General features: G+C 26.2%; 8 protein-coding genes and 1 pseudogene. 1 reads left to right on the forward strand and 8 read right to left on the reverse strand.

The window, feature by feature from the left end; translation table 11 throughout:
* Nucleotides 1-243 precede the first annotated feature (243 nt).
* The 7 genes and pseudogenes from I2E98_RS11910 to I2E98_RS11940 form a co-directional block, all read right to left on the reverse strand.
* Nucleotides 244-425, reverse strand: a pseudogene (locus tag I2E98_RS11910) (IS1595 family transposase); the annotation flags it as partial.
* Between the two features lie 22 nt (nt 426-447).
* Nucleotides 448-789, reverse strand: a complete 342-nt coding sequence (locus tag I2E98_RS11915; RefSeq protein WP_195469118.1) for a hypothetical protein — start codon at nt 787-789, stop codon at nt 448-450.
* A gap of 19 nt (nt 790-808) precedes the next feature.
* A complete protein-coding gene (locus tag I2E98_RS11920; RefSeq protein WP_195469119.1) occupies nt 809-2506 on the reverse strand; it encodes an SWIM zinc finger family protein in 1698 nt (565 codons plus the stop codon).
* Complete coding sequence (locus I2E98_RS11925) at nt 2482-3645, reverse strand: VWA domain-containing protein (protein WP_195469120.1); 1164 nt, start codon at nt 3643-3645, stop codon at nt 2482-2484. Before I2E98_RS11925 ends, I2E98_RS11920 begins: the two co-directional genes overlap by 25 nt.
* On the reverse strand, nt 3645-6074 hold the full coding sequence (locus I2E98_RS11930; protein ID WP_195469121.1) for a DUF5682 family protein: 2430 nt from the start codon (nt 6072-6074) through the stop codon (nt 3645-3647). Before I2E98_RS11930 ends, I2E98_RS11925 begins: the two co-directional genes overlap by 1 nt.
* Entirely contained in the window at nt 6035-7150 is a 1116-nt protein-coding gene (locus I2E98_RS11935; RefSeq protein WP_195469122.1) for an AAA family ATPase, read from the reverse strand. Before I2E98_RS11935 ends, I2E98_RS11930 begins: the two co-directional genes overlap by 40 nt.
* A gap of 17 nt (nt 7151-7167) precedes the next feature.
* The gene (locus tag I2E98_RS11940) at nt 7168-10737 is read right to left on the reverse strand and encodes a DUF4132 domain-containing protein (protein WP_195469123.1); all 3570 of its coding nucleotides are present in this window, start codon (nt 10735-10737) and stop codon (nt 7168-7170) included.
* A gap of 273 nt (nt 10738-11010) precedes the next feature.
* Here I2E98_RS11940 and I2E98_RS11945 point away from each other — a divergent pair, with 273 nt between their 5' ends.
* Entirely contained in the window at nt 11011-11637 is a 627-nt protein-coding gene (locus I2E98_RS11945) for a biliverdin-producing heme oxygenase (RefSeq protein WP_195469124.1), read from the forward strand.
* Nucleotides 11638-11779: 142 nt separating this feature from the next.
* On the opposite strand, the gene I2E98_RS11950 is transcribed toward I2E98_RS11945, so the two are convergent.
* Nucleotides 11780-12940 (reverse strand): iron-containing alcohol dehydrogenase, encoded by a 1161-nt coding sequence (locus I2E98_RS11950; protein WP_195469125.1) that lies wholly within the window; start codon nt 12938-12940, stop codon nt 11780-11782.
* Nucleotides 12941-13000: the final 60 nt, after the last annotated feature.

Consider the following 13000-nt stretch of genomic DNA (forward strand, 5'->3'; position numbering starts at 1 on the left):
AACTTCACTTCTTATTTTTTCCATATAAACTTTTAATAATCACTTAATCCAGCCGTCGCTTTTAGCGATTTAGTTCTATTATACAATTGTTCATTAATCATTATATTTATTGTACACTAAAAACAGTAAAATCAAAGCAAATTTTACTTTTTATTCATATATTAGTCTTTTAATCTTAAATCCTTTATTAAAGATATAGAATGTGTTGAATTAGCATGAATAAAGAATTTCTTAGGATTATTTTTTTCCATACTTAGATATTTTGTCATGATTACAAAAAGGTAACACTTGCTCTTATTAAACCTACTTTCAGCGATTTCTTCATTTATAGAGTTAACAATCCCATTTGACATCAATACATTCTTTAAAAATTCAAATACCTTGCCTTGCTCATATGTATTTAATTGTGAAACTTGTTGGTAAATAAGACCAAAGTTTTTTTCTGTTTCAAAGCTTTGGTCTTATATTTGCGACATATTTACCTTTTATATTTAATATTTCAAGTTGCTCTTTACAAATTAAGCAATAATTATTCAATTTGCAATACTTGTCAATACATTCACTATAATCAAACTTAAAGGTATGTTTTTTACTTTCTAGCTTTTCATATAAAAATCCTAAAACTTCTTCTGCGTAAGTAAGATTATATATTTTCGCACTTTTTTCTAATCTTTTTAGTTCATTAATAGTAAATTCATGAGCTGCAAAAAAACCACTACTTAATAATTGTGCTAATGTATCTTGGACTTCAGAAATAAACTCTAAAATAACATCATAATCATTCATCAATTTTATTACTCCCATTTTATTAAGTTAAGCTTTCAATCTCATTGTCTCTAAAATATGATATAGGATAAAACTTAATCTTACCTTCATCAATATAAACTCTTCCAAAAAACATTGGAACCTTTCCCCTTTTATATAATCTCTCTAAAGTTTTTATAAGATGCTTTTTTTCAAGTGAAAACTTAATATTTATTTCCATAACATTTTCATCTTTATCTTTTATTTCCAAAGTAAAAGTTTGAGTTATATTATCAAATTTACTTTCTCCAAACTTATTACCTTCTAAGAAAACTAAATTATAATTTTCATTATTTTTCTTTTTATTCAAAAAAACACTATCTATAACCTTTTCCCAATTATCAAACTTATATCTTTCTAAGTTTAAACTAGCTATATCTGACAATCCAATTAAATCTCCTCTTGATTCATTACTAGATGATATTCTATTTTGTAAATTAACTTTTCCACCTTTCAATTTAAAATGAATTTTATCTAATTCTTCTAATTTACATTTTAAACCCCAAGGTGCCACATTATTGTCTATAATATAATTTCTTCTTGGCATATTATCATAGTAGGTTGCTATTGCTTTTGTAAAAGTAAATATTTCTCCTCTTTTATTTTCAAAAAAATAATAAGTCGTTCCCTTATATCCTGAGTTACTTGTCCAATTTTCTTCACCTATACCATTTAACTCTATTACAGGAATGCTATAATATGAACTTTTAAACTCTCCAATTATTTCTGATATAATATTAAAATTATTAGAATTTTCAAGAGTTAATGTTTTTATATAAAGTGTAGTAAGTATGTTTAATAATTTTTCATTTTTAAAGGCTGCATTTTTATTAAAATATAATATAATTTCTTCTCTTATTCCTCTTAAAGTTTTTTCAAAGTTTGGCAAATCACAATTATGGCATTTTATAGCCATATTATTAATTGAATCTAGTATAGTTTCTGGCACTCTTGATATTCCACTTATTAATATTTCTTCAATTAAGTTTCGTATCTCCACAGTTGCTTTTTTTATATTTTCATAATCTAAAACTTCTTTGCTAATCAAATAATTATTTAATTCTTCTAAAGATATATAATTTTTATAAAGCTTATACAATATTAATGCTTCTGCTTTATGAATGCATAATTCCTTGCTTTTACAACTACATAAACTATTTTCAATATCATCTAACAATCGTACCTTTATTAACTCTTCACCAAAATCAACTGTTACCATGGCTGTCTCTGTAATTGTATAATTAATTCCAAAATTTATTTTTCTTATTATATCAACTAATGCTTTCTCTCCAATATTTTTTTTAATATTTTCAATATTATATTCTTTAAGTCTTATAAACTCCTTTGTTTCAATTTTATCTTCTTCAAGTTGTTCTTCGTTACACTCTTCCTTAATCTCTCCAAATATCTTTTCTTTATTGTTCATGATATATAAATAGCACATGATTATATGCTTACAAATAGTTCTTGATGGACAACTACACTTATATTTTTGTACTTCCTCATTAACAGAACATGTAATATCATCAATTTTAAATTCTATATAATCATCTTTAATGTCATATTCAATAGACTCTAATTTTTCAAGATCTTTATTGGCTCTTTTAACAATTCCTTTATTACTTATTCCAATAAGATAATCTTCATCTAAACTATTTATATAACTATTTAACCTTTCTAAGAAAGTATTTTCCCTATCCATTCTGCTAACCCTCCTGGCGTCATTGAAGCTACTTCTGCTCCTAAAGCTGCCATATTTTTAGCTGCATTTTTATCATATACAGCTTCTGCTTCCATATTTAAAGCAGTAAGAACTATTAACTTTGCACCACTTTCAATAATAGATTTTACTCTTCCATACATTCTTTTATAATCATATCCTTCATATAAATCGCTAACTAAAATAACAATTGTTCTATGTGGATTCTCTATTAAACCTTCACAATAAGTAAGTGCCTTAGTTATATTAGTGCCACCACCAAGTTGAATACTCATTAACGTTTCTACTGGTTCATCAATATATCCACTTAAATCAACTACTTCAGTATCAAATATAACTAAATTAGTTTTTAACATTGGAAGCTTTGAAAATATACCTGCCATAATTGCACTATGAATAACAGAATCAAGCATAGATCCACTTTCATCAACAGCAATTATTACATTCCAAGGGTTATACCTTTTTACCCTATCATTAAAATATATTTTATCTATAACAAGACTTTTTTCATTAACATCATAATTCTTCAAGTTAGCTTTTATAGTTTTCTTAAAATCTATATTTCTTGAATTCTTAACTAAACTAGATTTATTTCTATCTATTTGTCCAACAATAGCCTTTTTCACATCATTTTCAAGTTTTTTAGTAATATCTTCTGCAACTTTTTTTACTATTATCTTAGCTGTTTCTAAAACTTCACCCTTTAGTAAGTGTTTCATTTGAAGAATATTTTTTAACAGCTCTTCATTAGGTTCTAATTTTTCTAAAACCTCTTTATCAGTAAGAAGCTCTGTAAGCTCATATTTATCCAATGCATGCTTTTCTAATATTTCTACTGTTTCTTTTGGAAATAACTTTCTTATCTCTATTATCCAAGATGGTACTGTTAAATTTGATGGCCCTAAAGATCCCATTTTTCTCTTTTCTTTTCTTACTCCATCTTCTTCCCCATATTCCCTTCCATATAAAAAATCTAAGGCATTATCCATATTCATATACTTTATGCCACTTTCTTCATCAGAAAATTCTATTTGATTATTTGCATATTTCCCTAATATAAGTCTCCATTTATTTAAGTTTGAAGCAGTATTTTTATCATAATTATTATTTATTTTATTCATTATAATAAATTCCCCTCCTTCATAACTTTTATAGCATATCTATCTAGCTCTGTAGCAATACTTAATATCTTAGGATTTATAGCATGTACTTCATTAAACTCTTTTTTAGACTTACCATATATACTAGCTACCTTTTCCCCTATTTCATCTATTTCTCTTGGTGTAAAATAACTAAATGCTAATCTTAAATTTGGAATAACCTTAATAAATTCATCATCTGAAACTTCATTTACAAGCTTATCTATAGACTTTAAAATTGTAAAATCTATAAATACTAAATCCTTTGCTGTTGCAAATAACCCTATTAAGAATGTAGGAACTTTTAGTACCATATCTTTTGTTCCTAAAATATATCCTTCAATAGCATCACATATTCTTTTTTCATTTATATCATTTAATCCAAATAAAATACCTAATGCAGCTCCTTCAATACCTTCATTACATTCTTTATAATTTAAAAGTGAGTAAATTGCTTCTTTAAATAAGTTATCATCTAATTTAAATTGTCTACTTAAAACTATATTAAAAATATTCTTTAAAGCCTCAATGGTTTTCTGACTATTATCTTCACTTTCATGATGTAAATCTGGTATTAATATTGATATTTTACTATAACATGAAAAAATAATATTTTTTACTTCATCCATAGAAGGTATATTATATAATTCCTTCATGCTATAAATACAATTTAAATTTCTTAAACATTCAACTAAAGAATAAAAACTTCCATCATTTGATATCGCTTCTTTAAGTGCTGAAAAGCTATATTCAAATATTTTACTTACTCCCATTTCAAAAGCTTCAACTAAAATTCTAGATATATCTTGTGAGTTTTTAGCATTTTCTTTTATATCCTTTTTTATTAAAGTAATTACTGCTTCTTTAATAGTTCCTCCATAAACTGATTTATCAATTAAAGTTGAATCTACGCTAACACTCCACTTATATTTCCAACTTTCTCTTACAAGGTTTAAATTCTTCTTTAACAACAAATTAGGTCCTTTCACAACCTTTGAAAATCCCGTTTCTAAATAATTCATTCTATGAAAAAAACAACTTATTTCTCTATGTCTTTGTGAAGAAAAAATTTGAAGTACTAATTCCTGTTCCGCTGTATACCCAATTTTTAATTTATATTTTTCACTTAAATTTCTAAAATCAGTTACAATAGGCGGTACCTCTGTATCTTTACAAAGTACCCCTATTTCCTTTCCTGTTATCTCTTTAGTTAAAATCTTAAGTGGACTTTCTGTAGAAATATTTAATTCACCCTTTATAAAGGAAGATATTATACTATCAACTAATTCATATACTCCACATTGATTTTTTCCTCTTAATTGTGCTAGCCCTTTACACATATTAAATGCACATATTTCATCAAAGGTAGAAATTCCTATATCTGCTTTTCTAGCTGCCTTACCAGTTTTAACTATGCTATTAATGACAGCTTTCTCATAATAATTTGTTTCTTTATCTTCAATACCTTTCCATACAGTTTCATAAAAGCATGGGTACGGCATTCCACTAGCATATCCATTAAGCATACTACATGCTTCCATAGAATATGGCATAACATAAACATTACTATCCCCTTTATTAAATTTATGAATCTTAGGCTTAAGCTTTTGATCTAATAAGCTTATTATTCCATAAGTATGAAAACCACCTGTTACAACTAAGATCCTCTTCTTCTTTTCACTATGCTCTTGAATTTTAGAAGCCATAAATATTTCTCTTTCTATACATCCATCTTCAATTAAAGCTTCCCTTGTTGTATTTATTCTTGAAAGATAACAATATGAAAGCATATTCATAACAAACTTTTCTGTAGAAATATTAATACCCTCAATTTCAAATAACTTTTCCCAAAGTTCATTAAAACTCCTACAGCCTTGCTTTTCACATAATCTTTCTATATATTTATTTTCTTCTAATAAATAATCATCATTATAATTATTTTTATCTTGTTCTTTTAAAAGACCTTTCCCCTCTTCACATTTAATAAGAATTTCACTATAGGGTAAATCAATAAATTCTGTTTCTATATTTCTCTTTTTCCCTTCTCTTAAAGCTACAAGCTCTGGTGAATAATTTAAAAATGGATAATAACACTTATATCTTTTTTTCTCATCACTTATATACCCCTTAGAATCATAATAAGAATAATAAATTGCAAAAGGAGCTTTACTTTCTTCATCACATAAAAACTCCTTTATTTTATTTCCATCAATTATTCCTTCTATTAATATTATCTCAGGATTATACTTATTAATTACATTTTTTAAATGATATGAGCAAGCTGGACTATGATGTCTTACTGGGAAAAATACGATATTAGAATTAAAATTAAATGACTTTTTAAATAGGTACTCTATTTCTTCACTTTCATTTATTTTATCCATTTCCTTGCTTCGTAGTATTTCTTCCATAACTCTCCACCCTCTATAGCCTTTGACTTAACTATAACATTAAAATAATTTTTTAACTTTTCCAAATCATCCCTAGTTTCCTTTGCTACTGCGCCTATAATATTTTGTACTAGTCCATCAACATTAATTTGTGATTCTCCATAATAATATGAATTCATCATACTTTGATAATATACTGAAACTGCTTCTGCTGTACTCATAACTGCAGATGGCTTATCAATTCTTGTACCTTGCGAAGATACACCTTCTCTAAGTTCATGAAATGTTGTTGCAAGTAATTTTGCAACATCCTCATCAACCTTCATATCTATATTATTTTCTTTTCTTAGCTTTTCAACTTCATTAATAATTATTTGTGATTCTAATGCAACTTCTTTAATAGGAAAAATAGTTTCAAAATTAAACCTTCTTTTTAAAGCACTACTCATCTCATTAACACCTTTATCTCTTGTATTTGCAGTACCAATTACATTAAAACCATGTTTTGCAAAAAGAATTCCATCATCACCATTAAGCTCTGGAATATTTAAAACTTTATCACTTAATACACTTATTAAGCTATCTTGTATTTCTGCTGGACATCTTGTTATTTCTTCAAACCTTGTAATTATCCCATTTTTCATTCCAACAAAAAGAGGGGCTTCAACTAAAGCTTCTCTACTTGGTCCCTTAGCCAATAACATTGCATAATTCCAAGAATACTTAATCATATCTTCTGTAGTCCCTGCTGTTCCTTGAATTGTATTAGTTGAACTTCCACAAATACTTGCAGATAGTAACTCTGAAAGCATAGTCTTTGCAGTTCCAGGCTCTCCAACTAACATAAGTCCTCTATTTCCAGCTAGTGTAATAATACATCTTTCAACTAAAGTATCGTTTCCAAAAAACTTTTTTGTTATTTTTACTTCCTTATTTCTATATACTAAAGGCTTATTGCTTCCTAAAATAAAAGTCCTTACTGCCTTTGGCGAAAGCAACCAACTTTCTGGCTTTATTCCATCATCATATTTTTTTAATGCAGCTAGCTCTTCTTTATAAAGAACCTCCACTGGTGGTTTTAACATTTTAGAATCCATATATATCCCCTTTTTCACTATCTAAGTTTTCTCCAACCCTCATTAGTCCTAGTACTTGAAGATAATGCATTATCAACGTTATACATTATTTCACTATATAATTTTTCTGGAACATCCTTTAACTTCATTAAATACTTATCTGTCTTATTACTATAGTAATTTAATATCTTATCTTCACTATCTACATTGTAAAATTTAACAGTAAACATTGTAGTATCATCATACTCATAGCCAACTGATGATCCTTCAAAATTTATTTCAGCATATATATTTAATTCTTTATTAAACTTATAAAACTCTGAATAACCTCCAGCATCATAAATATTTCCTCTATACCATCCTAATTTAAGAAGTTTACTACTTAAAGATAATCCACTTATAATTTTCCCTGCATAAGTCTCATCTTCTGTCATTTCTTTCTGTTCTTCAGAAACTAAAAATACTCTTCTATTTAACTGTTCAATTGGCTGTATAATTTCATAGTCCTCAAGCTGATTCTTCCACTCTTCTATGTCTTCACTGCTACATTCTAATGGATGTACTAATCCAATTTTAATTTTCTTCTTTGATTCTTCATCTTCTAAAAGAGTAAATTCATCTTCATCTTTAGTATTAAATGTTCCATCTTCCATATATCTAAAGGTTTCCTTTAATATTCCCTTCTCATAAGCTCCCCATATTAACCCTATAGCAAACTGATGCATAATAGGATTATTTACAAATAAATTAATCCATGAATCTACAGTCCATCTTCTATTATTTGATAATGCTAAATCTAATCTTGAGCTTTGAATACTAACTGTATTTTTAAGTTGTTTCTTAAATACTTTAAATTCATCATAAGATTTCTTTGCCATATCCTCATTATCTTTCTTAGCTGGCTTAGGCAAGTTCTTTAATTTCTTATTATTTTCATCAAAAACTTCTATTTCAAGGCTAGGTGTCAAATTAACAATAAACTTCCTAGTTCCATAATCAAATATTCTTTGTCCATTTTTATCAAAATCTAATGTTGAAACTATTTTATCTGAAAGTTCTTCTCTATCAACTCCCAACTCCTTTGCCGCAAAATCTAATGCTTGTCCTGCTGCTGTCTTAACTGAATTATATTTAAATTTTCTTGAAATACCATCAGCAATTAATAATGCACTATTACTTCCATTTAAAGCTAATGCATATACTGCCTCGCAAGCTAAAGCCCCTCTTGAATTTTTAGCCCAATCATTAATTTTACTATTAAGCTTTACAATTGCCTTTTCTCCACCAAATCTTGAAACTAAACTTAAAATATATTTTTTCTTTACTTCTGCATTATTAGAAATCCATATATCAAAAATATTATTAACTAAATTTTCAAAATCAAATTTTTCTAATTTTTCAGCCAATCTTTCACCATCACTGCTTCTTCCTATCTTTGTTAATGATGAATAACATATCAAAATAGCTTGCAAATATTCTACACTACATATCTCATTGCTATCTTTAAATCTCACTTTTGGCAATGTTTCAAAGTCTAACCACTTTAAACTACTTTTTTTATTTCCTTTTAATATTTTTTTTATAAAATCTTCATTACTTAACTCTTCTACTTCTTCAGTAGCTTTCTTAATACCTAATATTTTTATTATTAATTCCTTATTATTTTGAGATTTTTCTATTTGTAATAAAGCATTTAGATTTTCTATAATTATATTTTTTTCCTCTTCATTAACTTTGTTATTATCGATGAACTTATCCAAAACTCTAATTGCAACTTCTCTTTCACTTTGCTTTTTAGCATTAAGCTTTAGTATAACCTTATCTAAATATTTTACTGAGTCCTTAAAAATATCTATAATCTGTTCTTTAACTACTTTGGACGTATCAGAAAAATTATCTAAAATTATTTGTGCATTTTCTTCATTTTGTTTCATATAAATTTTGCTTAAATATAATCCTCTTCCTTTTGGACACATTTTTTTAATATTACTAATTACCTCAGTTCTATGATTTTTAATCAAATCTTTTATTACTACATCAATCATATTTTTGTAAGTACTTGTATAACTATAACTATCAACTAATAAATCAATACACTTCATTCTATCAATTATTGCTATATTATACTTTTCTGCTATATTGTAATTTTTAACTATACATTCTAAATTTGTTTTATTATCTTTTACATTAGAAATACTACCTATCACTTCTCCAAAATTAAGTGTAAATAGTATTGCTATTATTTTTTCATAAACTTTGTTACACTCTAATTCAGCTAAAAATTTCATTGAATTAATAAAATTATAATTCGCATACGCTCTTATTGGGTAATCTTTTAACTTATCTAAATCATTTCTTATACTTTCAAAGCTTATTTCATCATTTAAAAACGAAACTATTTGTGATATTAAATTAATATCTGTATTTCCTTCACTTAAGATTTTTTTAATAGTATCTTTACATCTTGATTCTATATTTTTAATATAAGTATTTTTTTCTTCTTCATCATGAATAAAAGGCACTAAATTATATCTTATATCTTCATTACATAATAAAATAGCTTCACTAAATGCTTTGCTATTCTCTTTTGATTTGTATTTCAAAAAATTATTATCCACCTGATAGTAATACTTATTAACTTCGTAAGCAATAAAGTATTTTGTAGATATATCAAGCTTTTTATCTAGGTCATAATCTTTTTTATTTTCTAAACCTGACATATCAATTATTACTTTAACTGCCTCTTTATAATTTGCTTCAATAAATAATTTAACTAATTTATCTAAAACTTTAGACTTATCTCTGTGTAAGCATGAAATAGCTATCATAAATTTAAATAAATAAGTACTATATTTACTAGCTTTAATTAAATTTACTAATGGTTTCACCTCATTTTCATTATAATTTTTTCCATTAACAATATAATCCTTAATACTTTTTATCTGTTCTTTTGTAATATTATTTTCAAATAATTTATCCATACTTGCAATCATACAAAGCTCAAGATCAAATATATATTTTATACATATCTCTTGATCAATATTATAATTGTTATACACATATATAGAGTTTAAAATTTTTTCAGCATTAGCATATATATACTCTTCATTACTTGCTATTTCTAATGCTCTACTTACTCTCTTTGCTAATTCAGGAGTGTTCTTACAAAATTCATGAAGCCATTTAAGTGATTTATAATTAAATGAATACTCACTAAATGCAATTTCATTAATACAAATACCTATAATTTTTTCTTTATTTAATCCGTTATTTATTCTTTTTTCTAATTTTTCTTCAAGTTGATATGATGGAAAAGTTACTATTGAGTTTATGCCTTCTCTCCCCATTTTATATAGCATTTCAAAATACTTATTTAAATAATCTTTATAATTATATTTTTCCATAGATGAAAATCCTTGAATACTTTTTTCAAGTGAGTTACGATTCATTTTATTTATATCTATTTTAGGTAATCTCTTTAGATACTCCTCTGCTTCTATTTCACCATCTAAATAATCTTCAAAATCATCAATTATATCTTCACCTAAATTAAGCTCCTCTAAAGCTTCTGTCCCTCTCATAATTAAATGCTCTTTTATACTACTCATCTTAACCCCTTTCTTGATTATATAATTATTTATTGTTCATGGATAAAAATATATATTTTTATTTATATGTATTAAATTAAACTATTTATTCCTAAACAATATCATATATATTTTTTAGATATAAAAAATAATAAGAAAAATAAAGAAAATAAGAGTATATCAGAGTATTTCACTAAGATTTAACTTGATTTAATCATATTTATTATTTGATAATTATTATCCGTTGATATATATTATCATTAAAGTGATTAGTAATTAAATGAGGTGAATATAATGAAATTTATGATGGATATAAGAGAAAAAACTTCACTATTACATAGTGCAGCAGAAAATACAGGTTATATAAAGAAATTAGTTGATGGAACTGCTTCTGTTGAAGGATATGCTGAATACATATACAACTTAGAAAAAATGTATAAGGCTATTGAAGATGCATTAGATAAAAATGAAAATAATACTGTAGTTAAGCCATTTGTTACAAGAGAATTATATCGTTCAGAACTTATGAGAAAAGACTTAGAATTCTTATTAGGTGATAAATTAAATTCAATGAAATTATTAGCTTCTACAGAAGCTTGTGTTGCAAAAATAGAGGAATTATCACAAACTAAACCTGAACTTGTAGTTGCATATGCATACACAAGATTCTTAGCAGATTTATTTGGTGGCAGAACATTCCTTTCATTATTAAGTACAAGCTATAAGATAGCTAATGAAGGGTTAAATTACTATCAATTCCCTGAAGTCAATGATTTAAGAGGATATGTTATGAAATATCATAACATGTTAGCAGAAATTAATTTATCTGATGAAATGAAGATAGATTTTATTAATGAAGTTAATAATGCTTATATTTATAATCTTGCTATCTCAAACGAATTAGATGCTAAATTAAAATAATGCCTTTCCAACTCACATTTATTATAAATTTACAAACACAAAAATGATGCTCTATTTTTTAGCGCATCATTTTTGTATAAGCATAATTATAAATATTTTTGAAATTACTCTTTCCTACTTATTTAATAATTTTTTTATATTTTTATAAACACATCTCTAATATTTTTTTAACATCAGCTTCATTTAATGGAACATAAGCATAAGCTAAGGAACCATGTTCTACAGCTCCCTTTGCCATTTCATCAAAATGAGTTTCATCAATATTAACTTCTTTTAAGGTCATAGGAATTCCACAATCTTTAAAGAATTTTTCAGTTAAATCAATTGCTTCATTTGCTAAAGCAAATTTATCATCCTTATTTTCTAATTTCCATACATTTATTGCATAATCCACAAACTTATCTACTGTATTTTCGCTTAAAATATATCTCATCCATCTTGGAGTTACTATTGCAAGCCCTACCCCATGAGTTATATCATAGAAAGCACTTAGCTCATGCTCTATTGGATGACAAGTCCAAGCTCCTGGTTTACCACTACCACATAATCCATTAAGAGCCATTGAACTAGCCCACATTAAATTAGCTCTAGCTTCATAATTTGTAGGATCTTTTAAAGCTATTGGACAGTACTTTATACAAGTTTCTAATAATCCTTCTGAGAATTTATCTTGAACAAAAGCACCTTCTGTTTTTTTAAAATAACTTTCAAATACATGTGACATTATATCAGCTGTACCTGCCGCTGTCTGAATACTTGGTAATGTATATAAATACTCTGGATCTAAAATAGATACTTGTGGTTTCATATTTACACTTGAAGTACCTAACTTTTCATTAGTATCCATTTTAGAAATAACGGCATTTCCATTCATTTCTGAACCTGTTGCTGCTAAAGTTAAAATTGTTACTATTGGTAAAACTTTATCTATTTTTTCTGGATTCGTTACTAAATCCCATGGATCTTTATCATAAAAAGCTCCTGCAGCAACAACTTTGGCACAGTCTATTGTGCTTCCTCCTCCAACTGCTAAAATAACGTCAATATTATTTTCTTTGCAAAGATTAACTCCTCTTCTTACAGTTTCAATCTTTGGATTTGGTTCAATTTTATCAAGTTCAATTATATTATAATCATTTAATAACTTCTTAACATTATCATATATTCCATTTTTCTTTATACTTCCTCCACCATAAGCAAGTAAAACATTTTTACCATATCTATTCATTACCTCTGGTAATTTATAAATTTGACCTTTTCCAAATAATATTTCTGTATAAGCCTTAAAATTAAAATTTTCCACTTTTCATTCCTCCTTACAATATAAACCTTAATACTATTATTGACTTAATCTTTATACTAA

Source organism: Clostridium sp. D43t1_170807_H7 (genome assembly GCF_015555905.1).
Taxonomy (GTDB): Bacteria; Bacillota; Clostridia; order Clostridiales; family Clostridiaceae; genus Clostridium.

Bases quoted from the DNA above. Each gene is read 5' to 3' on its own strand.
- I2E98_RS11920 (WP_195469119.1), bottom strand. From the start codon at position 2,506: ATGGATAGGGAAAATACTTTCTTAGAAAGGTTAAATAGTTATATAAAT.
- I2E98_RS11925 (WP_195469120.1), bottom strand. From the start codon at position 3,645: ATGAATAAAATAAATAATAATTATGATAAAAATACTGCTTCAAACTTA.
- I2E98_RS11930 (WP_195469121.1), bottom strand. From the start codon at position 6,074: ATGGAAGAAATACTACGAAGCAAGGAAATGGATAAAATAAATGAAAGT.
- I2E98_RS11935 (WP_195469122.1), bottom strand. From the start codon at position 7,150: ATGGATTCTAAAATGTTAAAACCACCAGTGGAGGTTCTTTATAAAGAA.
- I2E98_RS11940 (WP_195469123.1), bottom strand. From the start codon at position 10,737: ATGAGTAGTATAAAAGAGCATTTAATTATGAGAGGGACAGAAGCTTTA.
- I2E98_RS11945 (WP_195469124.1), top strand. From the start codon at position 11,011: ATGAAATTTATGATGGATATAAGAGAAAAAACTTCACTATTACATAGT.